The organism is Candidatus Binataceae bacterium, from assembly GCA_035650475.1.
Lineage (GTDB): Bacteria > Desulfobacterota > Binatia > Binatales > Binataceae > JAKAVN01.
This window is the reverse complement of the sequence record DASRHP010000006.1, coordinates 199,239-225,570: the sequence shown is the minus strand read 5'-3', so window position 1 is coordinate 225,570 and position 26,332 is coordinate 199,239. Positions and strand designations below refer to the sequence as shown.

Genomic DNA, 26,332 nt, shown 5'->3' with positions numbered 1-26,332 from the left:
AGACATGCGCGGTCCTCCCGGGGGAAGCCGCGCAGCTCAATGGGATCAGGAAGGAGGCGGACAGCTCTTCAGATTGCCCACTTTGCAGAAGGTATATGAAAAGGGACCATTGAGCTGAAAGGAGATGTCGTTGGTCTGATCGGTGATGGATACGTTTTGATAATTAACCCTGTAAAGGACCAGAGAGCCTTGGTTGCTTTGGCACCACGTCACGCACGCGGAATCTGGTTCGGGCTCGTCCAGCGTGGTGGTATGGCGAGTGCTGTTCTTGGGCTCGACGATCCAGATCGTGCGCGACGGATTGGCATCGACTTCTGCGCAGAGCGGCTGATCCAGCGCAACCTTCGTCGCGCATCCATATACTGCGGAAGCCTCAGCAGCCAGGTTGTAAGTGATGACTTGGCCAGCGGTCAGCCCTGTCTCGGTCCATCGAATGAGCAGGTCCCCTTGATCGAAGCCGTTCATGACGGAGGCACTTGCTCCCGAAAACGCGGGTTGCGCGCAAGCAATCGGTGCTGTCAGTGATGCGAGCGTGAGCAACGCGGCCAGTACGATCGCGGCCTTCATGGCTGAAAAACTCTCCCTCAGGGCGCCCTGGACTGCCGCCCAAATGTGACGCCCATGGTTTGGAATTGAACAGAGGAACAGCAATTGATATGCCAAAGACCACGCTAGGCATTTTTCTCCTAAATTCTGACGGAGCGGAGAAGCGCTGTTCCCTTTGGAGCCATGCGTCCCTTCAAGAGGGCCCGCGGCGTGCTCGATGGGCCCCACAACGCCGGCTCACCCTTGGTTTGCGAGAGAGCGTCCGATGTGCGGCGGCGGCGGCGATGTTCGTCGCCGGATGGTATTTGCTCGCGCCGCCGATGTACGAATCGTACACGGCCAGGCGCCAGCTTATCTCGGTGCGCGCCTATCCGGAGCTGCCGCTCAGCGCGTGGGACAGGTTCGGCCTCTATCCCACGCGCGAGCGATGCGAGAGGCAGCGCCACGTGGATTTCGACGACACGCTCAAGGCCGGCCCGGGCACCGACACCCGCCAGCAGGCGCTGTGGGAAAGCTCCGGCCACGCGCTATGCGTCCGCGCGGACGATCCACGGTTGAGAGCGCCATCCGCCGCGGCGGGCCGCTGATTATTCTGTTCGCGACTTCGAGCGCGACGGCAGGCGGACAACGCCTGTGGCGCGCACTGACAGCTCGCCGTCCTGCTGGACCGCGGTCTGCGCGACTTCGGCGTAATGCGCGCCATCCTCCTCGAACACGCGCGTCACTTCGCCGTTGATGTAGAGCGTGTCGCCGACCGGATTATGGCGGCGAATCTCAACCGCGATGTGGCGCAGGAACCCCGCGTCGCCCATCCAGTTCGTCAGATGGTGCGTCATCCATGAGCAGCGCTCGGGGCCGTAGTCGTAGGCGGCGGGGGTGCCGACCAGCGTGGCGAGGTCGTCCTCCCAGTGCACGCGCTCGGGGACGTCGGGGATACCGAAGCGGTTGGGAATGCCGACGCCCGGATGCTTGCGCAGCTGTTGCCAGGCGAGCTTGTTGGCGCGGATATACAGCCCGCCCCATCCTTGGGCAAACGCGATGAAGCCGGTGACGGTCATCGGCCCCTTGGCCATCGTTTGCAGCTTGTCGCCGACCTTTACGTCCTCGATGTAGCGCGGAGCGGCGCCGCACACTTCCTCGGCCTCGTACAGCGCGAAAATCTTCGCGATGTCCTCGCGCGAGTAGCGCACCGGCGGCTTCTGCTTGACCGCCTCGTACTTGGTGCCGCGCTCGCGCGCGGTGTCGCGCTCGGTGCGGAAGCACCAGCTATCACCCTCGGCGACCAGCTCGCCGCGCTGGTTGTAGAACTCGCAGCGATAGATCTGCTGGATTGCGCGGCCGGCGAAGCGGGTCTGATGCTCAACGAGGTCCTTGAGCCATGCCTTGGTGGTGAACGCGTCGCCGAGCGCCATCGGGCGATGCCAGGTGACGTCGATGCCGGCGAACATCGCATGGACCCCCGGCAGTCCGGCGACGTAGCCGCTGAACGAGCGGTTGAGCGCGAAGATGAATGACGGCGGTGCTACCAGGCGCCCGTAGGGCGTGCGCGCGGCGTAGGCGGGGTCACACCACAGCGGGTTGTCGTCGCCGATCCCGTGCGCCCAATGGCGGATATTGTCGCGCGTCGCCTCGTAGCACCACGGTTCGAGCGAGTCCTCAATCGGGACGCCGATAAGCTTGCGCAACTCGGCGAGACCCTTGTCGGTGATCAATGAAAAACGCTGCTGTTGTGTCTCCGGCATCGCGGACGAACGCTCCTGCGTACGGTGCTGAAGTATCGCCGGATCGGGCGCCGCTTGCCAAGCGGGCCTACACGCCGGGATAAGCGTCGGAGCCCATCTCGAGCGCGTCGAGGCCGCTCCACTCGACCTCGGCCGGCACCCGGTTGCCAATCGTGCGCTCGACGATCACGAAAAAGGCGAGCGCGAGGCTGAAGATCACCACCACATTGATCGCAACGCCGATCAGCTGGGCGGCGAACTGTCCCGTGTCGCCGAACAGCAGCCCGCGCACCGGACCGCCGACCCCGTTCCATCCCACGCCGTAGCTGCCGTCGGCAAACAGGCCAAGCGCGAGCGCGCCCCACATTCCGCATACGCCGTGCACTGCGATCGCGCCGACCGGGTCGTCGATGCGCAAGCGCCGCTCGAGCGCGAGCACCGCCCCGACCACCAGCAACCCGGCGATTGCGCCGATCAGCACCGCCGCCGCCGGGGTGACGAACGCGCAGGGCGCGGTTATCGCGACCAGCCCGCCCAATAGCCCGTTGCACGCCATCGCGACGTCCGGTTTGTTGAAGCGCCGCCACAGGTAAAGCAGCGCGGCCAGCGCGCCTGCCCCCGAGGACAGCATCGTGTTGACCGCGATCAACCCGATCCGCGGGTCGGAGGCGGCCAAAGTCGAGCCCGTGTTAAAGCCGAACCATCCGAAGGCCAGGATCAGCGTTCCGACTATCGCCATCGGCAGGTTATGCCCGGGCAGGGCGCCGATCGCGCCGTCGCGGCGAAACTTGCCGATCCGCGGCCCCAGCACCATCGCGCCCGCCAGCGCCGTCACGCCGCCGGTCATGTGGACGACCGAGGAGCCGGCGAAATCGACGTGGCCGTGGCCCAGCCCGAAGTTGACCCCCATCTGCGCCAGCCATCCGCCGCCCCACACCCAGTTGCCGTACAGCGGGTAGAGAAACATCGACATGAACAGTCCGTAAATGAAGAAGGCGGAGAACTTCCAGCGCTCGGCCATCGCGCCGGTCGGAATGGTCGCCGCAGTGTCCATGAAGACCACCGCGAACAGGAACATCGCAAGGCTCGCCGGATCGTGGCTGACGCTGAGCAGCGCGAACTTGCCCGCACCGATGAGGCCGAAGCTGTGGCCGCCGATGTGGAGGCTCAGTTCGCGGCTGGGGATTCCGCCGCGCCCCAGCGACGGCCATTGCGCCACCCCGCCCATCATCAGGGCATAGCCGGTCAGCCAGAAACCGATAAGTCCGATCGGGTAGATAACGAGATTCATCGCCATCGTGTTGACCGCGTTCTTGGCCCGCGTGAAGCCGGTCTCCAGCATCGCGAAGCCGACCTGCATGAACATCACCAGGAAGCCGCCGACGAGCACCCAGGCCATGTTGAGCGACGTGCCGGGCACCGGCGCGAAGTGAACATCTAAGCGCGTGCCCGGCGCCGGCGCGTCCTGCGCGCCGGCGCGCGCCGCGGCCGCGACGATTAGCGCGGCCGCGAGCGGCAGCGTCCGGGCAAGCGTCCATCTTGCGCGCGCGGTCATTTCATCTCACCTCCCCCCGGTACGAACGGACGGCCTGCGAGGTGGCGGCCGGGTATCGATTGGCGAGCCAGATGAGCAGGATGAAGACCGCCACCAGCGAGCCGAAGAACAGCGCCATCCACAGCGCGCCGCGGATGCGCCGGATGCGCAGGCTGCGCGGATGGAGCCGGGCGGCACGGCCGCTCGGCTTGACCCGCTGCGGCGCGTTCAAGTCCTCGAGCATCTCGGCGGCGCTCTGGTAGCGGTTGCGCGGCTGGCGTTCGATGGCGTGCAGGATGATCTCTTCGAGTTGCGGATCGATGCTGGGCAGGAAGCGGCTGGGCGGCAGAGGATCCTCGCCGGTCTTCGCCCGCATCATCGCGTACACGTTGGGCGCGTCGAAGGGCAGATGGCCGGTCAGCATCTCGTAAAGCATCGTGCCGAGCGCGTAGATGTCGGTGCGGGCGTCGCCGCGCCGGCCGCTGACCTGCTCGGGCGACATATAGTCGGGAGTGCCGATCGTGGTCGAGAGCCCCGACCAGGTGAGCCGGCGCGCCGACTCGTCGAGCGCGATGCCGAAGTCCATCAGCTTGACCTGGCCGTCGGCCGTGACCAGCACGTTTTCGGGCTTGAGGTCGCGATGGACCACGCCGCGGCCGTGCATGTAAACCAGCGCGGCACAGATCTGGCGCGCGAAACCGAGCGCGCGCTCGGCCGTCATCGGACGCTCGTCACGCATAATCGCGCGCAACGAGACGCCGTCGACGTACTCCATCGCGATGTACATCCGGCTCTTATGCCTGGGGGTGAGGACCTTGATGATGTTGGGATGGTCGAGGCGACGGCCGACTTCCTCCTCGCGCTTGAAGCGACCATAGAAGACGACGTCGCTTTCGAACTGGAGATAGGGGACCTTGATCGCGACGGTCTGGCCGCTGAGCGTGTCGGTGGCCTTGAAGATCGAGGCCATCCCGCTGCGCGCGATAAGCTCGGTCAGGCGGTACTGGTCGAGCTGCTCGCCGACGTTGACCTCGCGCATCATGGAAGATGTCGCATGCGGGGGCGGATGGGCGCGCACGTTACCATCGCCACCCCGCCCACCGCAACGCGCGGCTGCTCGCGCGCGCCGCGTTCAGGCGCTGCGGCCAAAGAGCCGCCCCAGCCGCGCGCGCCAGCCCGCGCCGCCCTCGGCATAGGGGGTCGCGCCGTTCATCCTGAAGACGGCGGCGGTCAGATTGTCGGCGGTGCCGTGCGCGTTGGCGGCCTCGATCAGCGCCTGGCAGGCGGCGGCCGCGCTTTCGCCCTCGCGCACCATCCGTGCCAATTCGCGCTCGTCGAGCACGTTGTACAGGCCGTCGCTGCACAGCAGCAGGTGATCGCCCTGCACCAGCGGCATCGCGATCCGGTCAACCGCGACGATCAGCTCGTGGCCGAGGCAGCGGCTGAGCACCGAACGCTCGGGATGGTTGCGCGCGCGCGCCGCGCTCATCAGGCCCATCCGCACCCGCTCGGCCACCATCGTGTGGTCCTTGGTGATCTGGACGATCCGTCCGCCGCGCACGAGATAGAGACGGCAATCGCCAACGTGCGCCGCGCTCAGCCTACCGCCCTCGACCACCGCCGCCGTCAGCGTGGTGCCCATCCGGCGCAGCTCGGGCACGGTCAGCGCCCGGTTGTGGATCTCGATGTTGGCGCGCTGGACGGCCCGGTGCAGACGCTTGGCCGGACCCCATGCGCGCGGGCTTTCGTGATAGGCCTCAAGCGTGATGTCCACCGCCATGCGGCTGGCGATCTCGCCGCCCTCGTAGCCGCCGATACCGTCGGCGACGACGAAGATCGCGCCGCTGCCGTCGTCCTCGACGTGATCGCCACAGGCGTCCTCGTTGTCGGGCCGGTCGGTGCCGACGTCGGAGAGGACGGCGAGATCGAAGCTCGGCGAAGAGGCCGCGCCGGCGGCGATCGGTTCAGCCATGCGGGCCTCAACCGCTTGCCGGCGGCGGCTGGTCCGCCGGCGCGGCGGCGAACGCGCGCCGACCGGCGCGCTCAGCTCGCGCGCGCCGTGCGCAGCTCGCGCTCGGCCTGGAACCAGTCGGCGAGATCGTGGCCGTGAACGGCGCCGCGCGCGAGGAAAAGCTCGTAGGCGCGGGCACGGATCGCCTCGACGTTCGGCTCGGCCACCGTCCGCGGGTCGCGTGTCGGGTTGCCATTGGGTTGCGCCTGCTCAGCCTTCCTGGCTGCGGCGCGCCGCCGCGTCGTCGCTGTCGTAGAGCTGCCCCTCTTCACCGTGGCCATCGTAACCAACTACCTCCGCCGAAAGGCCGACCCATCGATCTAGCGATACGCCGCGGCGTGCGCCGCGCCAAGAGGCTTACGCGTTGTCGTTCGTCATCTTTCTCCGCGTTACAACAACAAACCGGTTTCGAGCACCCCACGCACCTGCGCCGGATTACGGCCCGCGCCGCCGAACACGCTGCCCGCCACGTAGCTCATCGCCTGAACGAAGCTGACTTCACCGCGCACGAAGAACTTCTTGTACTGGTAGGTCGGAGTCAGCGTGAGCGACCACGCCTCGCTGCCCGGTCCGTAGAGCAGGTTGACCGAGCCGTCGGTCGGACTGCCGGTGCTGCCGATATATTCGGCGCGCGCGGCCAGGAAGAAATTGTCGGTGAGCGCGTAGCTGGCGAGGATCGCGCCGCCGATGGTCGATGTCGATTTGGCAACCCCTATCTTGTCGTTGCTCGGCACGTAGGTCCACTGGACGTACGGCTGCACGATCCAGGGCGATGAGTTGTAGGTATAGATGAGATTGTAGATCTGGCTGTTGTTGAGCACCGCCGAGGTCGCGAAGTTGGAAAACTTCGAGAAGCCGAGGTTGCCGCCGCCCACAACACTGACCGCGTTGGCCGAGTTGATCGCGTATGCAAGCGATCCGATGAGCCAGGTGTAGCTGTTGGAGTAGAAGCCGTTGCTCCAACTCAGCGAAGTGCTCACCGGGCCCAGGCTATAGTTGAGCTGCACGCCGCGGTTGATCGCGTTCTCCTGATTCCAGAGAAGCCCACGCTCGATGTTCATGTTCTCGAAGGTGAACGTATACTCGGCCCCGATCAGGGTGGGCAGATTGCCGGCCATCACCGAGAAGTTGTCGCTCGGCGCTAGCTTCAAGTAGGCGACGGGCAGCGGTCCATACAGGCTGTTTAGCGCGGTGCCCGCCGAGATGAAGGGCGCGCCAAGGGCCGGGAGATCATAAGCGCCCGCCTGCAAATAGAACTGCACCGGCCCCTCGGCTTTCTGAATCATGATCATCGCGTTGCTTACGTCGGCGCGGTCGGTACGGTCGGAAGCGGTCGCATGATCCTGCACGATCCCGATGCCGCTCACGACCCCGTTGATGTCGAACTTGCCGAGGTCGGAGATCACGGGGACGTCGGACAGGCCGGTCATCGCGCTCAAATCGATCGGCGTCGGGCTTGCGAACTGCAACGGTCCGGTCACCGCCGGCGTGGTGAGCGGTGGAATCGGCGTCGGCGCGGCGGCGGGAGCGGGCGCCGCGGTTGCCGGAGCGCCAGCCGCAGGTGGCGTAACCGTGGCCGTGGACTGAGCCCACGCGCTAAGGCGGCCGCAAACGCCGAACGCCAGCAGGGTGGCCGCCAGCACACGGGCGATTCTGGTCACGAGCGAAGTGTATGGTTCCATTCCGTTTGTCCCTCTCCGATGCAGCAACCAACCCGGGCGCGTAGCCGAGCGGGCGTCCTGCGTGATGAAATCAGGCCGTTGCAATCCTCCCGGTCCGCGGCCCGTGCGGCGCCGGTTTGGCGAACTAATGTGTCGCGCCGGTTGGCGTGATCAAGTTCCATGCCGCAGCAGCCTGCTTCGATCCACGCGCAATTCAGGCCTGTCGCGCGTGCTCACCTCGCGTCGAGTTGACCAGCACGATGGCAACTGCCGCCCCGCTGGTCAGCGCTGGCACCTCGGGCGCCACGGATGCGGGCGCCGGGCCGCGCTTTGCGCACGGCCCGGCACCGTCCCCTCGGCACGCGCTCCCCCGGACACTCACGCAGGCTTGGCAACCAGAACGGTCTCCTTGCCGCGCCGGCGCGAGTTGCGTACGAAGTAGATTGCCCCGTACACCCCCCACACCACCGACAGTGCCACCGCCATCAGCGGCTCCTTCGCGCTGCCCAGGCCCTCGAGCGGCCCGATGATGTAGAAGGCGAGACAGGAGAAGTTCGCGAGCGCCCCGAAGACCGGCACCACCATGTGGCGAAAGCCCGAGAATTCGTGGTGCTCGCGGAAGGCCACGATGCAGATGATGTTGGTCAGCCCGTACAGGACGAAAGTGCCGAAGTTCGACAGCAGGGTGACCAGCAGCAGCCCGTTAGGCAGCGCCGCGAGCGACGCGTTCGAGTTCATCCCGAGCGCGTACCAAATGTTATGCGGCAGCGTCGCGATCGTCTTGTCGTCGGGCGCCGACCCGCCGGCGAAGAAGAACAGCGCCGCATACGCGCCCAGCGCCGCTGAGATCGTCGCCAGCGTCCAGATTGCGCGATGCGGAGTGAGGTTGGCGCCGTGCAGGATGCCGAAGTGCTCGGGCACCTCCTCATCCCGCCCCATCGCGTAGGTCACCCGCGCGCCGGTGTTGATGCAGCTCAGGCTGGTGCCGATGAGCGCGAGGAACACGGTCAGCGCTTCGAGCAGCATGAAGGCCTGCCCGTGCCCGCCGAGCAACGCGTTGCCGACGATCACCATCATGTCGCCGATCGGCGCCGCCGAAGCCTTGGCCGCCGCCAGGCCGTAGGCACTGCTCATAAAGTAATTGGCGGCAAAGTACTCGATGAGGTAGCAGATGAGCCCCTGGATGGTCAGCGAGAGCAGCACGCCGCGCGGGATGTCCTTCTTGGGATTCTTGGCTTCCTCGCCCAGCGCAGTGACCGACTCGAAGCCGACCAGCAGCAGGATTGCGACCGTCGCCTGCAGCATCACCCAGTCCAGCCGGTGCGGCAGGATGACCGAGAGCGCGTTGGGATGCGACGGGCTGTCGCTGCCGAAGCCGTAGCTCAGGGTTGACGCGATCGTATGCCCGCTGGGATCGAGCGCGAGGCCGGCCGAGCCCGCCGGATGCGAAATGCGGTAGGCGATCGCGAGTGCCGAGAAGAACAGCAGCGCGACTATCTGGATCACGTTGATCGCGAGGTTGACCATGGTCGAACCGTTGACCCCGCGAAACGCGATGTAGGCCACGATGTAGGAGAAAACCACCGCGACCAGCGCCATGAACACCGGCCCCGGCACCGCCGAGTTGATGGCCGAGGGCGCGATGTTGCCGATGATGTAGCCGACCATGACGCCCATCGTCGCCACCATCACCCCCGGATATACCCAGTAGTACAGATGCGAAGCCCAGCCGATGATGAACTTGGCGATCCGCGCGAAGCGATAGGCATGGGTGGTGTTGAGGAAGGCCTGCTCGGCGAACAGGTAGGAGCTACCCGCGCCCGGATACAGCTTGGCCAGCTCCGAGTACGAAAGCGCGGTGGCGTAGGCGAGCATGAGGGCGACGAAGATCCCGGCCCACATCGCCAGCCCCGACGGGAAGACATACCCCGCCTGAAGAACGAAGGTGATCCACAAGAATGCGCCTGGCGCGATCAACGCCATCGCGTTGACGGTCACGCCGGTTAGCCCCAGCGTGGGCACCATTTTGGGCCTTTCGGGTGCGGCTGCCATCTCTCCCTCCTTGAGCGGCGCTGTTCCGCCTGGCGGCCCTATCCCCGGCATCGAGGACATGCCCCTTCGGCGGCTCGCGCGCAGCCCTTGGGCAAGAAGGATGCCGTCGCAAAGTGCAGTAATTGATTGCGCCGTGCAGCGCGGTAATGCCCGCCGCGTAGGCAGACGCCTAGCGATCGGTCAGCGCTTCTACACAGATGGGATGAGCGCGCCTACGCCGCCAGCACTCGGGGCGATCGGCCGAAAGTACCAGCACTGCCGCGTCAATGTTCGGCGGGCTACTCGGATGGGGCGCGCGGCACCCCCAGCGCCACCATCAGCAGCGGGCTCTTGCCGGCGGCGTGCGGGGCAAAGAAGTCGGTCGTGTCGTCGTCGTAAAAGGTGAGCCCAGTCGCGCCGCGTCCCAGCGCGTAGGCGGCCAGATAGACGCGCCCGGCATGGAGGCCGGCCTCCAGATGGGCGTCGCGGTAAGCGCGATTGCCCAGCGCGCCGAGGCCGCGTTCGAGATCGGCCATGTAGCAGACCAGCGCCGCGCAGTCGGCGCCCAGCGGCTGCTCAAGGCACAGGTATCCGGCCTCGCCGCGGAAGTTTCCGGCTTTGAGCAGCTCGAACTCGCCGCTGTGGTGATGGTAGTAGTACGCGCCCGGCTCCATCCCCTCGACCGCGTTTACGATGAGGTAGGTTTCGCTGAGCGGCGGGAAGTCGGAGCGCGGATGGCCACTGGAAGCGGCCATGATCGTCGCCAGCTCCTCGGCTGTGATCGGCGCGTGCGCGAAGACGCGCGTCGAGCCGCGCCGGAGAATCGTCTCGCCCAGCCCCGCGCCGGCGTCGGTGTCGAGCCGCTTGGGCCTGACGACCTTTCCCCTCGCAGTTGCGGCCGCCGGCGCAGGCTGCGCGGCTGCCACGGCCGCGACTTCGTCGGCGTCAAGCAGGCGCGACTCGCGGTGTATCCGGACCAGGTCCGGATAGCCAACCTCTTCGGCAGAAAGCGGGACCGTTTCGAGGCCGAGCGGCCTGAGCGCCGGCGACTCGCCCGGCGCCGGCGCGTCCGCGCCCAGCGCGACGATGCATAGCGCGCCCTCGCGCTCGCCGTCGATGTCGAGCAGCGCCTCGATCTCGGGGTCGGCAAAGGCGGTTACGAGGTCCGTCGAGAGCCCCTCGGCGGCCGCAGCGGCGAGCAGGTTGGCGAGCAGCGTGCCGGCGTCCCATAAGCAGTAGCGCCAGGCGCGCGCGCGATACTTCCATGTGCTGCGCCAGAACAGCGCGCTCATCACGACGATCGCGCGCGCCTTTAGCAGCGACGGGCGTCCGGCGGCGGCGCGCGTGATAAATGCGCGCCAATCGCCGCGGCGCAGCCCGCGCAGCCTGAGATCGGCGGGCGAAAAATGGTAGAGCCCACGCTCGAGGCCTTCCACTGCGACCGCCGCGACGTAAAGCTCGACTGGATAGAGCGCGCCCGCCGACGGCGCGGCGCGGAAGTGGTAATCTTCGCCGCCCACCCGTTTGCGCCGCGTGAGACCGTCGGCGCAGAATAGGATGCGCGTCAGGCCCTCCAGCCCGAGCTCCTTGCCGGCGCCGTCCTTTGCCCCGTCGGCGGTGATGGCGGCGAGCGTGGGAACCTGCGCGAGGCTTAAGTCGCGCGGAAGCGCGAAGCCGGCGACCTCCGGGTAGAGTTTGTAGGGCATCGGGCGGTTGTCCCAGTCGAGATAGTGCCTGTCCGCACGCACGCTGGTGTACGAATGCTTGGTCGCCGCGTGGTAGGCGCGTGCCACCTCGATGTTTCGGTTGCCCAATCTCCGACTCCTTGCGCAGCCGCTCCTTGGCCTGCCGCCCGATCATAGCACCGCCTGCTCTGCCGGCCGCGCGGGCTTCACCCCTAGGCGGAACAGTCGGTGCGTGCTATTAGGAGGGCGCGCTTGCGCCGCGACCTCCGCGCGGACGCAGCGCCGCGCCTCGGCGCGGCGCGGGCGCGTCCCTCGCGGCGCCCACACCATCTGCCGGAGAGGTTCGCCATGGCCACCGCGCCCAGGCTCAGCGCCGCCGAAGTCAAAGCCCTGTTCGAAGAGCTCAGCAACTGGGGCCGCTGGGGCAAGGAGGACGAGCGCGGCGCGCTCAACTTCATCACGCCAGAGCGGCGCGCCGCCGCCGGCCGCTTGGTGCAAAGCGGCGAGACAGCCTCGATGGCGCTGCCGCTGGCGACCGCCTCGGGCCCCGACAATCCGACTCCGGCCACGCACGTGATGCTCTACTCGGGGCCGGGGCTCGCGGCCGCCCTGGACTACTTCGCAATCGCGCCGCACGGGATGGCGTTCACCCATCTCGACGCGCTCTGCCACGTCTTCTGGCAGGGCAAAATGTACAACGGCTTCAGCGCGCACGAGGTCGGGCGCTGGGGCGCACGCCGATGCGCGATCGATGTCGCGCGCGAGGGGGTGGTCAGCCGCGGCGTCCTGCTCGACATCGCGCGGCTCAAGAAGGTCGACTGGATGGAGCCCGGCGAGCGCATCTTCCCCGAGGACCTCGACGCCGCCGAACGCGCACAGCACGTGCGCGTGGGCGAGGGCGACGTTCTCCTCGTGCGCACCGGGCGGATGGCACGCCAGCGCAAGCTGGGGCCGTGGGACAGCCGCAGGGAGGGGATGGCGGGGCTCGATCCGAGCTGCCTGCCATGGCTGCACGAGCGGCGGATCGCGGTGCTCGGATGCGACGGGGTGAGCGACACCATCCCGACCGGCTACGGCAGCGAGCTGATCTTCCCGATCCATGTCGGCACGCTGGTCACGATGGGCGTCCATCTGATCGACAACGCCGACCTCGAAGCGCTCGGCGCGGCGTCTGTGCGCCACGGGCGCTCGGAGTTCATGTTCACAATGCTGCCGCTCATCCTGGAGCACGGCACCGCTTCACCGGTCAATCCGGTGGCGATCTTTTGAGTGAGGATCGCATCGAGGAAGATATGAGCTCAATTTACGGTGAGCAGCATCGCGCCCTGCAGGAGGCGTTCGACACCCGGCGGCTGGCCGACCGGCTCGAGGCGTCGATTGTGCGGCCGGAAATTCCGCGCGATCACAAGGGCTTCGTCGAGAGCCGCGACATGTTCTTCCTCGCCTCGGTCGATCATCGCGGTTACCCCACCTGCTCGTACAAAGGAGGAACGCCGGGCTTCGTCAAGGTGATCGACCCGCGGACCATCGCGTTCCCCATCTACAACGGCAACGGCATGTTCCTGTCCACCGGCAACATCCTGACCACCGCCAAGGTCGGAATGTTGTTCATCGATTTCGAAACGCCGCATCGCGTGCGGGTGCAGGGCACCGCCAGCATTGACCGCGCCGACCCGCTCGTCGCCGAGTTCCCGCGCGCGGAGCTGGTCGTGCGCGTCGCGGTCAGCGAAGTTTTCATCAACTGCCCGCGCTATATCCATAAGTACCGGCGCGTTCAGACCTCGAAATACGCGCCGCAGGCGGGTCGCGAGGCGCCGCCGCCGCCGCAATGGAAGCGTATCGACGCGATGCAGGACGTGCTGCCCGAACGCGAGCGCGACGTCGCCGGCAAGCTCGGCGGAATCATCACGATCGCCGAGTACGAGACATTGGTGAGAAAGGGCGAGGGCTGATCGCGGCCACGCGGCGGCGCGGCCGCGAGTCCGGTTCCGGGATTTGCCGCCCCTGCCGAACAACGGAGCGAATTTTTCGAATTTGCTGGAGAACCCGATGCCATCCGAAGCGCTGGTGATTGATGCCGACGGCCATATCCTCGAACCGCCCGACCTCTGGGAGCGCTACCTCGAACCCAGATATCGCGACCGCGCAATTCGGATCGTGGTCGGCCAGGACGGCTACGAGTATCTCGAAATCGACCGCAACATCTCGCGCCTGTGCCGGCGCGGCCAGCTCGCCACGCTCGGCGGGATGGGCAAGCAGGTCGAAGACGCGGCCCGCATGCGCGAGCGCGCGCTGCGCGGCGAGATCGGCCCCGAGGAGCTGCGCTACAAGATGCCCGGCCCCGAGGACACCTACCTCAAGGGCGCTGCCTTCGGCACGATGGACATGAAGGAGCGGATCGAACTGCTCGAGCGCGAGGGACTGGCCAAGGCGCTGCTCTACCCGACGCTGGGACTGCTGTGGGAGGCCGAATGCTTCGACGCCGAGATCTCGGCCGCCTACTGCCGCGCGTACAACCGCTGGATCGCCGACTTCTGCCGCGACTCCGGCGGGCGGCTCGTCCCGATCGCGCATCTCTCGCTCGGCGATCCCGCGGCTGCCGCGGCCGAGCTCGAGCGCGCGGTCAACGACGGATGCAGGGGCGCGTTCGTCGCGCCGTTCACCCTCACCAAGGTGCCGCATGGTGACAAGGCGCACGACCGGCTGTTCGCCACGGCGCAGGAGCTCGGCGTTCCGCTCGCGATTCATCCCACCTTCGAGCCGGTCGCCTTCGGCGTGCACCATCGCTTCGACAACTTCCGCTGGGCGGTCTGGTACTACGACCTCTTCGCCGCCCAGGGCGTACAGCATGCCTTCGCGACCTTCTTCCAGTGCGGCACCTTCGACCGCTTCCCGGGCTTGCGCGTGGTCGTGCTCGAGGCGGGCGCCGGATGGATCGGTTACCTGCTCGATCGCGCCGACGCGATCTACAGTGGCACGCCGCTGGGCGGAACGGTGCGGCTGAAGGAAAAGCCGTCGTACTACTTCAAGGAGCGCTGTTACATCTCGGCCGACCCCGATGAACGCACGATCGCGGGCCTGATGCCGCTGGTCGGCGAGTACCGCTTCTTCTGGGCCAGCGACTATCCCCATCCCGACCATCCGGGCAACTACCTCGAAGAACTGCGCGGGCTGGTCGCGCCGATGAACGAGTCGGGGCGGCGCGGGATCCTCGGCGAAAACGTCGCCCGCGCCTACAAGCTGATGTAGCGGCCGAGGCGGAGCGAACGCGATGGCGGAACTGGACTTCAAGTCGGCCTTCGAGCTGATGGCTTTGATCCGCCGACGCGAGGTCAAGCCGAGCGAGGCGGTCGGGCACGCGCTCGCACGGGTCGAGACGCTCAATCCGCGGCTCAACGCGTTCGTGGCGATGCGCGCGGAGCAGGCGATGGCGGAGGCGCGCGCGCTCGACGAGCGGCTTGCGCGGCGCGAAGAGCTCGGGCTGCTCGCCGGCGTTCCCCTAGCAGTCAAGGACCTCGAAGAGGTGGCCGGGATGCCGACGACGTTCGGCTCGCGGCCGTTTCGCGACAATCTTGCCGCCGAGGACGCGATCGAGGTCGCCCGCCTGCGCGCCGCGGGCGCGATCGTGATCGGCAAGACCAACACGCCCGAGTTCGGCCACAGCGCGTTCACCCGCAATCTGCTCTTTGGCGTGACCCGCAATCCATGGAAGCTCGAGCGCACGCCCGGCGGCTCGTCGGGCGGCAGCGCGGCCGCGGTCGCAAGCGGGATGGTGCCGATGGCGACGGCGTCCGACGCCGGCGGCTCGATTCGGCTGCCTGCGGCGTACACTGGATGCGTCGGCCTCAAGCCGTCGCACGGGAGGATCCCGGCGGGCCCGCGGCTGGGAATGGAATCGTTCAATGGCATCTCGTCGGTCGGCCCGATCACGCGCACGGTGACCGATGCCGCGCTCTACCTCGATGCAGCCTGCGGCTACCATCCCGCCGACTCCGAGTCGCTGCCCCATCCGGGCATCTCCTATCTCGGCGTGATCGAGCGGATGCCGAAGCGGCTGCGCGTCGCGTTCCATCCCGATTTCGGGCACGCTATCGAGCGCGGCGTGCTGCGCGCGGCGGAGGAGGCGGCGCGCGCGTTCGGCGAGCTCGGCTGCACGGTCGAGACGATCAACGAGGCGGTCCCCGAGACGGCGCTTGCGTGGACCACGGTGCGCGCGGCGCAGCTGCTCGCGCAGCTCGCCGACGTTATCCCGGCCCATCGCGCCGACATGAACCGCTCCTTCGTCGCCTACACCGAGGCGGCGGCGAATACGGGATGGCGCGAGTACGGCGCGGCGCAGCGCACGCGCGCCGAGTTCAACGAATGGGCGCGCCGCCTCTTCGAGCGCTACGACCTGCTGCTGACGCCCGCGACGGCGACTGCGCCGTTCGCCGCCAACGGCCCGCCGCCGTCGGAAATCGAGGGCCAGCGGCTGGCGGACCCGCTCCTGGCGCTGGTCTTCACCTACCCGTTCAACCTCAGCGGCCATCCGGCGATCGCGCTGCCTGCCGGGATGACCGACGACGGGCTGCCGTGTGGAATCCAGATCGCCGCCGAGCGCCATCGCGACGACCTCGTCCTGCAGGCGGCCTACGCCTACGAGCGGCTACGCCCTTGGAATCACAGGCCTCCCCAAATCTGAAGCGGCAGCGCCGGCGGAGGAAAAAGAAAGGGCCGTCTGATGACGGCCCTTGTGATCGTTTGAGTCGATTCGTTGTGCCCGACGCTCCGCGGCGGGCGATACGTCGCGCGCCTGGTTCAGGATGCCGGCGCTGAGCCTGACGCCTTGGGCGGGATCACGCCGATACGCGCCAGCTCTTCCTTGAGGATCGCGCGCGAGAGCGGTTTGCACAGCACCGCCGAGGCGCCGAGCTCGTAGCTCTGTGCGATGTCCATGTCGTAGAGCGAACTGGTGATGACGAACATCGGCACGTGCGAGCACGGCTCATGCGCGCGCGCGGCCGAGAGCACCGCGAACCCGCCGTTATCGGGCAGGCGCAAGTCCACCAGCATCAGGTCGGGCCGGTCGGTGTCGGTGAACTGCTGGATCAATTCAACCGCCTCGTCGGCGTTCTCGGCCACGATCACTTCGCTGGCGTCGCCAAGAACCTGGCGGACCACGGTGACCGCGATGAACGCGTGCTCGGGATTGTCTTCGACAAGAAAAACGCGGACTCCAAATTCAGGAGGCATTTGTTCGTTACTGTCCATAACGCGCCTTTCCTCAGCACTATACACGAATTGCGGCGCAAGCAACTCGGACGAGGGCTCCGAATCATGACGGAACCGCGTGCAAGGCTGTTTGAGTACAATTGCCGTGCCATAGCGCTCTGACTATAGTTTCCTGTCTAGCGCGACATTGTTCCTTGATGCGCGCTGGTGCGTAACCGCACCGGGCCCGGCGCTTCAAATGAGCGCAAAAGCTAGCCTTTGACAGCATTGAGCGAGCTATCAGCGGACCCCAATCGAGGTCCGACACGCCGCGGCCGGCCGGGCGCGGCGTCGGCTTTCGCCGCCCGGCCGCGACCGCAATGCCGCAACAAGTGTTGCACCTGCACAACGGCAGCGTCCCGACCCGACGGATTCGGCACGGACGTGGCGGCAAGCAAAGAGGAGGATTTCTGTGGTGGGGCTTCTGGCGTCGATAAAAGACTCCCGCTGGTTCGACAACACGCTGGTGCGCAAGTGCTCGGCGTTGATCAGCGACGATCTCAGCGCGACCTACAGCCGTGACACCCGCAAGTGGCTGATCGTCGCGCCGATCATCGGCGTCGCGGCGGGACTGGTGATCACGGCGATCACGATGGTGATCCTGCGCGGCGTGTGGGCCGTCCTGTTGCCTTATTTTCTCGCCCATCACGGCGCGATTATTCCGATCACGTTGCTCGGCTTCTTCCTCACTGGGCTCATCATGCAGTTTCTCACCCGCAATCCGGACCGCCATTCCACCGAGGAGATCATCGAGTCCTACCATGAGCATCAGGGCGACATCGACGTCCGCCCGTTCTGGTTCAAGCTGCTCGCGGCGGTCACCACGGTCGGCTTCGGCGGCAGCGCGGCGCTGGAGGGGCCGAGCATTTACGGCGGCGGCGCGATCGGTTCGTGGCTATGGGTGAAACTGCGCCGCTTCGGCATCGACCTCGCACCGCATGAGCGGCGGATCATGCTGATCAGCGGCGCGGCGGCCGGGATGGCGGCGGTGTTCCGCGCGCCGCTGACGGGCCTGATTTTCGCGCTCGAGATGCCGTACAAGGACGACCTCGCGCACGAGGCGCTACTGCCGTCGCTGATCGCCTCGGTGGTCGCTTACGCAGTGCTGGTTTCGTTCGTGGGCACCGCGCCGCTGTTCGCCTTCGGCGGCGGGCCGCTGCCGTTCTCCGATGCCGATTTGCTGTGGTCGGTGTTGCTGGCGGTGATCTGCGGCTTTATCGCGATGAACTTCGCCAACGGCTTTCGCCGCACGCGCACCTTCTTCGTCAATTTGCGCACGCCGCATACGGTCAAGCTCCTGATCGGCGGCCTGCTCACCGGGATTTGCGGGCTCGCTTACATCACGCTCTATCCGGGCAAGCTGATTCCGCTCGGCCCTAACTACGAGGCGGTCAACATAATCCTCAACCAGCCGCGCGCCTCGGGCGAACTGGTTGCCTTCGCCGTCTTCAAACTTTTGGCGACGTTGTTCTCGCTCGGCTGCGGCGGCGTGAGCGCGATGTTCGTGCCGCTGTTCCTGTGCGGTGGCGCGATCGGCAAGGCATTTGCCCAGTCGCTGCTGCACTCTTCGCGCGGCGACCTGTTCGCGGCGGTCGGGATGGCCTGCTTTATCGCGGCCGGCTACAAGACCCCGCTCGCCGCAGTGGTGTTCGTGGCTGAAACCAGCGGCAGCCACTCCTACATCATTCCCACCCTGATCGGCGCGGCGGTCGCCTACGCGGTCTCGGGCGAGGCGTCGGCCTCGGGCGACCAGCGGCTGCATCAGGCCGCCCGCATCAGCGAGCTCAGCGGGCTGCGCGTGGCGGAGGTGATGCAGCGTCACGTGGTGAGCGTGCAGGCCTCATCCACGGTTCGCAGTTTCGCCGACAGCGTCGCCGCCCATCACCGCCACGCGATCTTTCCGGTTTCCGAGGGCGCACAGATCGTCGGCACGGTGTCAGTATGGGAGCTCAGTAAGGTGGCGCCGGAGCGATGGGAGCGCACGCTGGTGCGCGACATCGCCGACCGCGACGTGACTTGGGTCAGCGCGGATACTGACCTGCTCGAAGCGCTGCGCCTGCTCACGCGCGAGAACGCGCAGCAGGTGCTGCTGGTGACCGCGCCTGACGGCGCGCTGGCGGGCATCGTGACCAAGACCGACATCCTGCGCTCGCTGGGCAACGGCCCCAACGGCAACGCGCATGCCGCCGGCGGCCACGGCTAGCCTGCTTCACCAGCCGCTTTCCGCCCCGCCCCGGCCTTCGCCTGCGCCTTTGCAGCGAAAGGCCGGGGCGGGATTCTGAAGGCGCCGCCGCTTACTCGACGGCGCTGTAGTCGTCGATATTCTGGAAAGCGTAGGGCATGAAGCGCGCCGCCTCGACCGTCGCCAGCCGGCGCGCCTCGGCGTGGATGTCGCCCTCGAAGTAGGTCGCGCCGCGCAGCTCGACCACTTCGATCTCGGCCAGCGGATCGTGATGGGAGGGGCGAAAGATCACCTTGCCGGCCCCGCGGCGATGGGTGCGGACGTGTTGGGTGAAGTGGGCGTGGACCAGAATGGGGTCGAACTCCAGCCCCGCGCCGTTGGCGGCGTGCATGAACTTGAAATGGAAGCGATCGGCGTGGGTCGGCCCGTCGATCGGCACCTTGTCCGTGAGCCGCGCTTCGAGCGCCATGTAGGGGACGCCGAAGCGCGAGACGCTGGCGCGCACCACATCGCCGTCGCTGTTGAACTCGACGTGCGCCTGCTTCTTGGGCTCGCCGTACAGCTCGCGCCCGAAGATAATCGCGACGTCGGTGGACATCGGCATCGCCAGGCAATAGTCGGCCTCGACGTCCTTGTAGCGCGCGCGCACGCACAGCATCCCGCCGTCGAACGCGCCCACGCAGTTCGAGCGCCCAAGCGTGCCGATCCCGGCGGTCACCAGGGGCTCGGCCGCCGCTTCCAGCGGCGGCGGCAGCACCTCGCGCATGATCTCCGGGCGGGTGAGGTACTGCACGCTCAGCCAACGCGCGTCGGCGAAGACGGGCGCGCGCAGCCGCTCCTCGATGCGGCGGATTTCCCCTGCCGTTTTGGTCCAGCTCTTGGTGAACATGGCGGCGTCCTCCTTCGATTCGGCCGTTCTACTTGAAGTGCGGCATCACGTGCTCGGCGAACAGGCGCATCGCCTCGATCACGTTGCGATGGCCGCTGAGTCCGCCGGTCTCGAACCAGCACACCATCCGGGTAAACCCGAACTGCTCGCGCAGCGCGGCGATCCGATGGACGCAGCGCTCGGGCTCGCCGAACACGGCCATCAGCGACTCGACCGTCTCGTAGCGCATCGAGCGCGTCCGTTCCACCACCCGCTCGTAGTCCTCGGGGACGGCGATGCTCTCAGGGCGGATCATCTCCGAGACAGTGCGAAAATAGTTGATCAGGCTCTGCTCGATCGTCGCGCGCACCGCCTCGCGGCTCTGGCCGACAAAGGTCAGGAACAGCGCCGCCAGCCAGTCCGAGGGCAGGGACAGACGCGCCTCGGCGAGCGCCCTGTGGTAGATCGCCAACCGCTCGGGCAGCACGTTTATGGGGTTGACCGGACCGCCGGCGAAGATCGGGTAGCCGTTGGCGCCGGCGAAGCGGAAGGTGTCGGGACTGTTGGCGGCGAGCCGAATCGGCGGCGACGGCCGCTGCGCCGGCTTGGGAAAGACCTCGATGTCGTCGAGCTCGTAAAAGCGGCCGTGAAAGGTCAGCCGCTCGTCGCTCCACGCGCTGCGCACCAGCGCGAGCATCTCCTCGAAGCGCTCGCGGCTGGTCCCCATATCGACGCCGAAGCCGTGATAGTTGTTGGGAAACGCGCCGCGCCCCGCGCCGAATTCAACCCGTCCGCCCGAGAGCACGTCGAGCGTCGCGATCTCCTCGGCCAGGCGCACGGGATGGTGCAGCGGGAGCAGGTGGACCGCGATGCCCAGGCGCAGGCGGGTGGTGCGCTCGGCGATTGCGGCGAGCTGGAGGGTCGGTACCGGCAGCGTGCAGAAGCGCGGCGAGAAGTGAATCTCGGCCAGCCACAGGGTGTCGAAGCCCAGCCGATCGGCCTCGATCGCCTCGGCCATCAGCTCACGGTAACGTTCGGCGGGGTCCTGGGTGGCCGCCGCGGGCAACTGGTAGAACAGGTCGAACTTCATGCGTCGTAACCACTGAGCGCCGCCACGCGCTCGCGATGGTAGCCCGGCGAGCCGAAGCAGGACTCGTTGAAGCGCGCGCGCTTGAACCACAAATGGATGTCGTGATCCCAAGTGAACCCGATCCCGCCGTGCATCAGCACCGCACGGTCGGTGCCGCGCATGTAGATGTCGCTGAGCCGCGCCTTGGCCATCGCCGCCGCCCGTGCCGCCTGCTGCGGCAGCGCGTCCTGCGCGTAGGCCGCGTACCACAGCAGCGCGCGCGCCGGCTCCAGTTCCGCGACGATCTCGGCCGCCGCATGCTTGAGCGCCTGGAAGGAGCCGATCGGCTTGCCGAACTGCTCGCGCACCTTGGAGTACTCGACCGCCATCTCAAGCGCGCGGTCCATCCCACCCAACGAGTCGGCAGCGATCGCGACCGCGCCCTGGTCGAGCAGACGGGCGTATAGATCCGCGCCGCCCGCGAGCTCGGCCGCGGGCGGCACGATCACCGCGTCGAAGTCGAGCGCGCACACGCGCCGTGTCAGGTCGAGGCCCTTCAGCATCCGCATTCGCATGCCGCGCGCGCCGTTTTCGACCACGAAGAGGCCCGCGTCGCGCGGGCCCGGCCCGGTACGTGCGGCAGTCACGATGAAGTCCGCCAGATGCGCATAGGGGACGAACATCTTGACCCCGTTGAGCACCCATCCCGCACCCTCGCGCCGCGCCGTCGCCGCCAGCTCGGCCGGGTTGAGACTGTCCGCGCGTTCGGTTATCGCGACGGTGCCGGTCGCCTCACCCGCGGCGAGCGGCCTAAGCCATCGCTCCTTGATCCCTTCTGAGCCGCCGTGGACGAGCGCGGCGGCGGCGAGCGCGGCCGAGAACAGGAACGGCCCGGGCATCGCCGCGTAACCCATCTCGGCGAGCAGCACCGCCATGTCGAGCATGCCGAGGCCGGCCCCGCCCCAGCGCTCGGGAACGATCAGTCCGTTCCATCCGAGCCGCGCGAGCGCGGCGTACAGCTCGCGTGCGGCGCCGGCCTCGTCCGCCATCGTCTTGCGTACGTATGCGGGCGGACACTCGTTGCTCAGAAATTGGCGGGCGCTGTCGCGCAGTTGGCGTTGTTCGTCGCTCAGTCCGAAATCCATCGCCGCCCTTTCATTTCATATGCAATCGTTCGTATCGGTCCCCGGCCAGGCCGGGGCCTGGGCGGCTAGCGCGACTTCGGCATCTTGAGCCCGCGCTCGGCGATGATGTTCTTCTGGATGTGCGAGGTGCCGCCGCCGATCACGAGCCCCAGCGAGAACATCCATTCGTACGGCCAGAACCCTCGATCCATCGCCTCGTCCTCCCCGCGCGCGAGCATCGCGTAATCGCCCATCGCCTCCATCGCGGCGGTCGAAATGTCGTGGTTGAGCTCGGTACCGACCAGCTTGTTGACCATCGCCTCGATACCCGGATTGCGCCCGCGCATCTGGTCCGAGAGCTGGCGCAGCATGTGGTACTTCATCGCCTCGACCCGCACCTCCAAATCGGCGAGGCGTTGGCGAAAGAGCGGGTCGGCGGTCAGCGGACGCCCGTTGCGGCGAATCGTGCGCGCGAGCGCGACCAGCCGGCCGAACAGTTGCTGCGAGGTCGCGGTCGAGCCGAGCATGTTGCGCTCGTGGAAGAGCGTCGCGTTGGCGACCAGCCAACCCTCGTTGAGCTTGCCGACCAGGTTGGCGCGCGGCACCCGCACGTTGTCGAAAAAGACCTCGTTGAAGTTGTGCGCGCCGGTCATCTGGATCAGCGGACGCACTGTGATCCCGGGCGAATGCATGTCGACCAGGATGTAGGAAATCCCGCGATGCTTGGGCGCCGCGGGATCCGTGCGCACCAGGCAGAACATCATGTCCGCGTAGTGCGCGCCCGAGGTCCACACCTTCTGCCCGTTGAGTATGAACTCGTCGCCGACGATCTCGGCGCGCGTGCGCAGCGAGGCCAGATCCGATCCCGCGCCGGGCTCCGAGTAGCCCTGGCACCAGATCTCCTCCGCAGTCAGAATCTTCGGCAGGTAGCGGCGCTTCTGCTCCTCGGTCCCCCAGCTGATCAGGGTCGGCCCGAACATCCCGATCCCCATCGCGCCGATCAGTCCCGGCGCGCGCGCCCGCACCATCTCCTCGTTGACGATCGACTGGCGCACCGGGTCGAGTTCCTGGCCGCCGTACTCCCTGGGCCAGGCGAGCGCGACGTAGCCCGCCTCATAGAGCCGGCGCTGCCAGGCCTTGGCCTTCTCGATCGATCCTGCGTCGCGGGTCGCGTTGGGGTCCGCGCCGCGCAGACCGCTTAGCGGGACGTTTTCCTCCAGCCAGGCGCGGACTTTGCGGCGGAATTGCTCCTCTTCGGCTGTGAAATTCAGATCCATGAGTGGCGCGCGCGCCCCTTGGCTTGATGCTGGCCCGAATATAGTCAAATCCGGCAAGAGGTTAAAAGCTGAAAGCGCAACCGGTGCGAGCCGACGCGACCGCGGCGAAATCGCATACCGACAACAGGGGACAAAGAGGCCGCACCGCGCGGCGCTGCGATCGGATTGCGCCGCCCGCTCAGCGGCAAACTCGTGCAATTGCCGCCTCGTACGGCCGTTGATAGATTCCTTTCCTGGCAAGCGCCCCGAATCGGCGCGCAACTTACAATGGCGAGCGAGGACCCACGGGAGAACAGCGGCGCGTCGCAGGCAAACTCCGCCACCACGCCGCCCGCGCCGTCGGCAGCGGCGCCGACTGCTGATGCGGCTGCCGCCCCCGCGCTCAAACCGGCCGTCAGGCCGACCGCGGCGCCGGGCGCGCCGACCCCCGCCAAGGCAACACCGGCCCAGCCGACTCCGCCCGCGCGGCCGCCCAGGCCGCAGCCGGTTGACGAGTTCGATCCCGTCGGATGGGATGTGCCGATCGTCTGCAAGGACTGCGGAAAAGACTTCAGCGTGCCCTATCGCCACTTCCACGCCGGTGTCGTTTTCCACTGCCCGCACTGCAACGGCTCGTGGGTGCCCAACACGACGATCGCCAGGGGCACGCGGCGCGTGTTCGAGGAATTCTGGGGCGCGCGCAAGCGGGCGCGCGAGGCCTTCGAGCGCGGCGAGCTCAAAGTCGAGCGCGGGGAGTTCGAGCGCCGGCAAGCGGCGGAACTCGAAGTCTTCAGGGGGCGCCTGAAGCAACTGGCGCAGGAGATGAAGCCGGCGGGCAAGCTGGTGCGCCCAAAGGGGCTCGCCGCGATGTTCACCTGACCGGCGCCGAGGCTAGGGCGCGGCGATGGGCGGGGGGAGGAACGGGCGGCCGGCGGTGAGTGCTGAGGGCCAAGCGCGATGAGCCTGCGCGCGAAGTTTGCCGCGATCTTCCTCGTCCTCCTGATCGTTCCTATCGTCGCCGCGACCGTGCTCCAGATCGACCGCACGATGGCGGTGATGGTTGACGGGCTGGGCGACTCGGCCGCACTCCTGATGGCGCAGGCGTTCGAACAGATGCGCGCCGTCCCCAACCTCACGACCGCCGAGGTCGCGGCCGCGGTGCGCGGCGACCCCGCGATGCGGGCGTTTATCGATTCCTCGCAGGCTTTCGGCAAGGGTGTGGTTTATGTGCGGGTCGAGAAGCTCGACGGCACGATCCTGCTCGGCGCGGGCGCCGGCGCGCCACGTCCCGCCCATCCCTTTCCGCCGTTCGAGGAGCTCCTGGCGATCGCGGCCGGACGCTGGCCGCTGGCCAAGATCTACGCGCTATGGACGCCGCGCACGTACGAGCTCAGCCGCGCGGTCGAGGTCGGTGGCAGGCCGCTCGCACTCATCGCGATTGGGATCTCGACCAGCCTGATCTCGCCCGAGGTTCACCGTGCACTCGGCCAAATCCTGCTCGCGGCGGCGGCCGCGGTCGCATTGGGCTTGCTTGGCGGCGCGATCTTCGGCGGCCTGGTGCTCAATCCGCTCGCGGCGATCACCACCGGCGTCGAGGAGATGACGGTCGGGCGCGAGGACGTGCGCGTCGAAGTCGGCGGAACTGGCGAGCTGAGCGCGCTCGCCGCCAAATTCAACCAGCTCTCGCAGCGCATCCGACTCAACCAGGAGCGATGGGAGGCCGAACGCGGCCGGCTCCTGGGCCTGTTCCGCACGATCAACGACGCGCTGCTGCTCCTCGATCGCGAAGGCGCAATCCTGTTCGCCAACGAGGAGGCCGAAGGGCGGCTGGGATTGCCGGCCGGCGGCCTTGCGCTCGGCAAACGGCTCGAAGCGCTGATGGGCGCGCCGAATGCGCTTGTGCGGGTAATCGATACCGCGCTCAACGCCAACACGGGCGTCAACGACGTGCCGATCGAGCTGGGCGACGCCGCCGGCCGCGCGCACTTCCTCGTATCGACCTTCGTTGTCGGCCAGGGGCCGGCCGCACCCGGTCTGCTGGTGGTGCTGCGCGATCTCGAGCCGATGCGCGGGATGCGCGCGGTGCGCGAGGAGGCCGGCCGCCTCGACAAGGCGGTCGAAGCGCTGAGTCCGCCTGGCGAGGCGCCGCTTGCCGCGCCGGAAGCCGGCCGCTCGAAGTGATTTGACTAGCTAGCCAGCGACTCCGGCTTTTCCAGCGCTACCGCGCACGCCTGCGCCGGCTCCGGCGATGCGGCGCTCGAACCTGCCTCCAGTGCTCGCGCGTCGTGCGGATTGAGCGCGCGCGACCATGCGAGCAGCCTGAGCCCTGTCGATTCCAGGGCGCGGCTCAACCATCGGCGCATCCCGGTTGCGCTGCCGGTCGCGCGGGCACGCTTGAGCGCGAAGAGGCCGTCGTACTCGGTGACCGCGGCCTGCACCATCTGCGCATCCACCAGCGGCGCGTTGGCCGAGTACGCAAGCAGCATCGCATTGTGGCAGAGCACGTTGATGCGGCGCGGAATTCCGGCGCTGTGGCGGACTATCTGGCGCAGCGCACCCGAACGGAAAACCCGCTTCGCGCTGCCGCCGCAGGCCTGCAGGCGCTGGTCGATATATTCGCGCACTTCGCCGGACTGGAGCGGATTGAGTACCGAGCGCGCGCCGATACGCTGGTCGAGCTGGCGCAGCGACGGGCTGCTCAGCCGGCGCAGCAGTTCGGGCTGCCCGACGAACAAGAAATGGAGCTGCTTTTCGTCGGGCTTGCCGCTGTTGGAGAGCAGCCGCAGCTGCTCCATCGTTTCGTCGCTCAAGTCCTGCGCTTCGTCGATGATGATCACGACGCGCTCGCCGGCGGGCAGCTCGAGCAAAAAGCCGCCGAACGCCTCCAGGTCGGCGAGCCGGCTGCGCCGCTGCGCCTTGAGCCCGAGCTGTTTGAGGATGACCTTCAGCATCTCCTCGAAGCTAAGCTTCGGGTTGTTGAGATAAATCGGACGGACGTTCTGATATTCGCGCGCGAGGATCGCGAGTACCAGCGTGGTTTTGCCCGTGCCGACCTCGCCAACCAGCACGGTGAATCCGCTCGATTCGTGAAGCAGGCCCCACTCCAGCGCGGCGTAGGCCTCGCGATGCTCCTTGCTCATGTAGAGCGCGGCAGGCGAGGAGGTGAGTTGGAAGGGCGGCCCGCTAAGACCGAAATGGCTGTAGTACATGACTTATTTCCTTCTCCCGTCACCCGGCACCGTGCGCAAATCGCCGTTCAGTTGAGGCATCCCGCAGAATAGGGTAGTTCCTCTATGCAATTGATGTCAATACGCTTCTAGTAATGTTTATTTGTCGAGCGGAGTGACATTTATCGCGAAAAAACGCGGGCCGCGTCGGAGACGACGCAGCCCGC

23 protein-coding genes are annotated in these 26,332 nt (G+C 67.2%); 8 read left to right on the top strand and 15 right to left on the bottom strand.

Annotated elements, in window-relative coordinates; genetic code table 11:
• Nucleotides 1–45: 45 nt before the first annotated feature.
• Nucleotides 46–567, bottom strand: a complete 522-nt coding sequence (locus VFB33_03670) for a hypothetical protein (GenBank protein ID HZO80770.1) — start codon at nt 565–567, stop codon at nt 46–48.
• Nucleotides 568–794: 227 nt separating this feature from the next.
• Between VFB33_03670 and VFB33_03665 the strand changes: the two genes are divergently transcribed.
• Nucleotides 795–1,133, top strand: a complete 339-nt coding sequence (locus tag VFB33_03665) for a hypothetical protein (protein ID HZO80769.1) — start codon at nt 795–797, stop codon at nt 1,131–1,133.
• Here the strand turns inward: VFB33_03665 and VFB33_03660 are convergent, their stop codons facing one another.
• The 8 genes from VFB33_03660 to VFB33_03625 form a co-directional block, all read right to left on the bottom strand.
• Nucleotides 1,134–2,288, bottom strand: coding sequence for a MaoC family dehydratase N-terminal domain-containing protein (locus VFB33_03660; protein HZO80768.1), 1,155 nt, complete (start codon nt 2,286–2,288; stop codon nt 1,134–1,136).
• Between the two features lie 67 nt (nt 2,289–2,355).
• Nucleotides 2,356–3,822, bottom strand: a complete 1,467-nt coding sequence (gene amt, locus VFB33_03655) for an ammonium transporter (protein HZO80767.1) — start codon at nt 3,820–3,822, stop codon at nt 2,356–2,358.
• Between the two features lies 1 nt (nt 3,823).
• Complete coding sequence (locus tag VFB33_03650; GenBank protein HZO80766.1) at nt 3,824–4,843, bottom strand: serine/threonine-protein kinase; 1,020 nt, start codon at nt 4,841–4,843, stop codon at nt 3,824–3,826.
• 90 nt (nt 4,844–4,933) lie between these two features.
• Entirely contained in the window at nt 4,934–5,773 is an 840-nt protein-coding gene (locus tag VFB33_03645; GenBank protein HZO80765.1) for a protein phosphatase 2C domain-containing protein, read from the bottom strand.
• Between the two features lie 71 nt (nt 5,774–5,844).
• Complete coding sequence (locus VFB33_03640; protein HZO80764.1) at nt 5,845–6,093, bottom strand: DUF2934 domain-containing protein; 249 nt, start codon at nt 6,091–6,093, stop codon at nt 5,845–5,847.
• 108 nt (nt 6,094–6,201) lie between these two features.
• On the bottom strand, nt 6,202–7,494 hold the full coding sequence (locus VFB33_03635) for an outer membrane beta-barrel protein (protein ID HZO80763.1): 1,293 nt from the start codon (nt 7,492–7,494) through the stop codon (nt 6,202–6,204).
• 357 nt (nt 7,495–7,851) lie between these two features.
• Nucleotides 7,852–9,525: an APC family permease gene (locus VFB33_03630; protein HZO80762.1), complete on the bottom strand. Its 1,674-nt coding sequence runs from the start codon at nt 9,523–9,525 to the stop codon at nt 7,852–7,854.
• Nucleotides 9,526–9,803: 278 nt separating this feature from the next.
• Entirely contained in the window at nt 9,804–11,318 is a 1,515-nt protein-coding gene (locus VFB33_03625; protein HZO80761.1) for a SagB/ThcOx family dehydrogenase, read from the bottom strand.
• 219 nt (nt 11,319–11,537) lie between these two features.
• On the opposite strand from VFB33_03625, the gene VFB33_03620 reads away from it, so the two are divergent.
• The 4 genes from VFB33_03620 (at nt 11,538) to VFB33_03605 (ending at nt 15,870) form a co-directional block, all read left to right on the top strand.
• Nucleotides 11,538–12,458 (top strand): cyclase family protein, encoded by a 921-nt coding sequence (locus VFB33_03620; GenBank protein HZO80760.1) that lies wholly within the window; start codon nt 11,538–11,540, stop codon nt 12,456–12,458.
• 23 nt (nt 12,459–12,481) lie between these two features.
• The gene (locus tag VFB33_03615; protein HZO80759.1) at nt 12,482–13,141 is read left to right on the top strand and encodes a pyridoxamine 5'-phosphate oxidase family protein; all 660 of its coding nucleotides are present in this window, start codon (nt 12,482–12,484) and stop codon (nt 13,139–13,141) included.
• Between the two features lie 97 nt (nt 13,142–13,238).
• Nucleotides 13,239–14,438: an amidohydrolase family protein gene (locus VFB33_03610; protein ID HZO80758.1), complete on the top strand. Its 1,200-nt coding sequence runs from the start codon at nt 13,239–13,241 to the stop codon at nt 14,436–14,438.
• A gap of 22 nt (nt 14,439–14,460) precedes the next feature.
• Nucleotides 14,461–15,870 (top strand): amidase, encoded by a 1,410-nt coding sequence (locus VFB33_03605; protein ID HZO80757.1) that lies wholly within the window; start codon nt 14,461–14,463, stop codon nt 15,868–15,870.
• A 116-nt stretch (nt 15,871–15,986) separates the two neighbouring features.
• Here VFB33_03605 and VFB33_03600 read toward each other — a convergent pair whose 3' ends face one another.
• Entirely contained in the window at nt 15,987–16,439 is a 453-nt protein-coding gene (locus tag VFB33_03600; GenBank protein ID HZO80756.1) for a response regulator, read from the bottom strand.
• 415 nt (nt 16,440–16,854) lie between these two features.
• On the opposite strand from VFB33_03600, the gene VFB33_03595 reads away from it, so the two are divergent.
• Nucleotides 16,855–18,642 carry a chloride channel protein gene (locus tag VFB33_03595; protein ID HZO80755.1) on the top strand — a complete coding sequence of 596 codons (1,788 nt, stop codon included), beginning with the start codon at nt 16,855–16,857 and terminating at the stop codon, nt 18,640–18,642.
• A gap of 91 nt (nt 18,643–18,733) precedes the next feature.
• Here the strand turns inward: VFB33_03595 and VFB33_03590 are convergent, their stop codons facing one another.
• The 4 genes from VFB33_03590 to VFB33_03575 all read right to left on the bottom strand — a co-directional run bounded on the left by VFB33_03590 (nt 18,734) and on the right by VFB33_03575 (nt 22,959).
• Nucleotides 18,734–19,510 carry an acetoacetate decarboxylase family protein gene (locus VFB33_03590; GenBank protein ID HZO80754.1) on the bottom strand — a complete coding sequence of 259 codons (777 nt, stop codon included), beginning with the start codon at nt 19,508–19,510 and terminating at the stop codon, nt 18,734–18,736.
• A gap of 28 nt (nt 19,511–19,538) precedes the next feature.
• Entirely contained in the window at nt 19,539–20,579 is a 1,041-nt protein-coding gene (locus VFB33_03585; protein ID HZO80753.1) for an LLM class flavin-dependent oxidoreductase, read from the bottom strand.
• On the bottom strand, nt 20,576–21,703 hold the full coding sequence (locus VFB33_03580) for an acyl-CoA dehydrogenase family protein (protein ID HZO80752.1): 1,128 nt from the start codon (nt 21,701–21,703) through the stop codon (nt 20,576–20,578). Before VFB33_03580 ends, VFB33_03585 begins: the two co-directional genes overlap by 4 nt.
• A 65-nt stretch (nt 21,704–21,768) precedes the next feature.
• Nucleotides 21,769–22,959, bottom strand: a complete 1,191-nt coding sequence (locus tag VFB33_03575) for an acyl-CoA dehydrogenase family protein (GenBank protein ID HZO80751.1) — start codon at nt 22,957–22,959, stop codon at nt 21,769–21,771.
• A gap of 267 nt (nt 22,960–23,226) precedes the next feature.
• Here VFB33_03575 and VFB33_03570 point away from each other — a divergent pair, with 267 nt between their 5' ends.
• Together VFB33_03570 and VFB33_03565 are read left to right on the top strand one after the other, a co-directional pair.
• Nucleotides 23,227–23,817 carry a hypothetical protein gene (locus VFB33_03570; GenBank protein ID HZO80750.1) on the top strand — a complete coding sequence of 197 codons (591 nt, stop codon included), beginning with the start codon at nt 23,227–23,229 and terminating at the stop codon, nt 23,815–23,817.
• Between the two features lie 78 nt (nt 23,818–23,895).
• Nucleotides 23,896–25,119, top strand: coding sequence for a HAMP domain-containing protein (locus VFB33_03565; protein ID HZO80749.1), 1,224 nt, complete (start codon nt 23,896–23,898; stop codon nt 25,117–25,119).
• 5 nt (nt 25,120–25,124) lie between these two features.
• Here VFB33_03565 and VFB33_03560 read toward each other — a convergent pair whose 3' ends face one another.
• Complete coding sequence (locus VFB33_03560; protein HZO80748.1) at nt 25,125–26,147, bottom strand: AAA family ATPase; 1,023 nt, start codon at nt 26,145–26,147, stop codon at nt 25,125–25,127.
• Nucleotides 26,148–26,332 lie beyond the last annotated feature (185 nt).

Bases quoted from the DNA above. Each gene is read 5' to 3' on its own strand.
- VFB33_03670 (HZO80770.1), bottom strand. From the start codon at position 567: ATGAAGGCCGCGATCGTACTGGCCGCGTTGCTCACGCTCGCATCACTG.
- VFB33_03610 (HZO80758.1), top strand. From the start codon at position 13,239: ATGCCATCCGAAGCGCTGGTGATTGATGCCGACGGCCATATCCTCGAA.
- VFB33_03650 (HZO80766.1), bottom strand. From the start codon at position 4,843: ATGATGCGCGAGGTCAACGTCGGCGAGCAGCTCGACCAGTACCGCCTG.
- VFB33_03585 (HZO80753.1), bottom strand. From the start codon at position 20,579: ATGAAGTTCGACCTGTTCTACCAGTTGCCCGCGGCGGCCACCCAGGAC.
- VFB33_03575 (HZO80751.1), bottom strand. From the start codon at position 22,959: ATGGATCTGAATTTCACAGCCGAAGAGGAGCAATTCCGCCGCAAAGTC.
- VFB33_03600 (HZO80756.1), bottom strand. From the start codon at position 16,439: ATGGACAGTAACGAACAAATGCCTCCTGAATTTGGAGTCCGCGTTTTT.
- VFB33_03565 (HZO80749.1), top strand. From the start codon at position 23,896: ATGAGCCTGCGCGCGAAGTTTGCCGCGATCTTCCTCGTCCTCCTGATC.
- VFB33_03570 (HZO80750.1), top strand. From the start codon at position 23,227: ATGGCGAGCGAGGACCCACGGGAGAACAGCGGCGCGTCGCAGGCAAAC.
- VFB33_03640 (HZO80764.1), bottom strand. From the start codon at position 6,093: ATGGCCACGGTGAAGAGGGGCAGCTCTACGACAGCGACGACGCGGCGG.
- amt (HZO80767.1), bottom strand. From the start codon at position 3,822: ATGACCGCGCGCGCAAGATGGACGCTTGCCCGGACGCTGCCGCTCGCG.
- VFB33_03615 (HZO80759.1), top strand. From the start codon at position 12,482: ATGAGCTCAATTTACGGTGAGCAGCATCGCGCCCTGCAGGAGGCGTTC.
- VFB33_03560 (HZO80748.1), bottom strand. From the start codon at position 26,147: ATGTACTACAGCCATTTCGGTCTTAGCGGGCCGCCCTTCCAACTCACC.
- VFB33_03660 (HZO80768.1), bottom strand. From the start codon at position 2,288: ATGCCGGAGACACAACAGCAGCGTTTTTCATTGATCACCGACAAGGGT.
- VFB33_03635 (HZO80763.1), bottom strand. From the start codon at position 7,494: ATGGAACCATACACTTCGCTCGTGACCAGAATCGCCCGTGTGCTGGCG.
- VFB33_03580 (HZO80752.1), bottom strand. From the start codon at position 21,703: ATGGATTTCGGACTGAGCGACGAACAACGCCAACTGCGCGACAGCGCC.
- VFB33_03620 (HZO80760.1), top strand. From the start codon at position 11,538: ATGGCCACCGCGCCCAGGCTCAGCGCCGCCGAAGTCAAAGCCCTGTTC.
- VFB33_03630 (HZO80762.1), bottom strand. From the start codon at position 9,525: ATGGCAGCCGCACCCGAAAGGCCCAAAATGGTGCCCACGCTGGGGCTA.
- VFB33_03645 (HZO80765.1), bottom strand. From the start codon at position 5,773: ATGGCTGAACCGATCGCCGCCGGCGCGGCCTCTTCGCCGAGCTTCGAT.
- VFB33_03590 (HZO80754.1), bottom strand. From the start codon at position 19,510: ATGTTCACCAAGAGCTGGACCAAAACGGCAGGGGAAATCCGCCGCATC.
- VFB33_03605 (HZO80757.1), top strand. From the start codon at position 14,461: ATGGCGGAACTGGACTTCAAGTCGGCCTTCGAGCTGATGGCTTTGATC.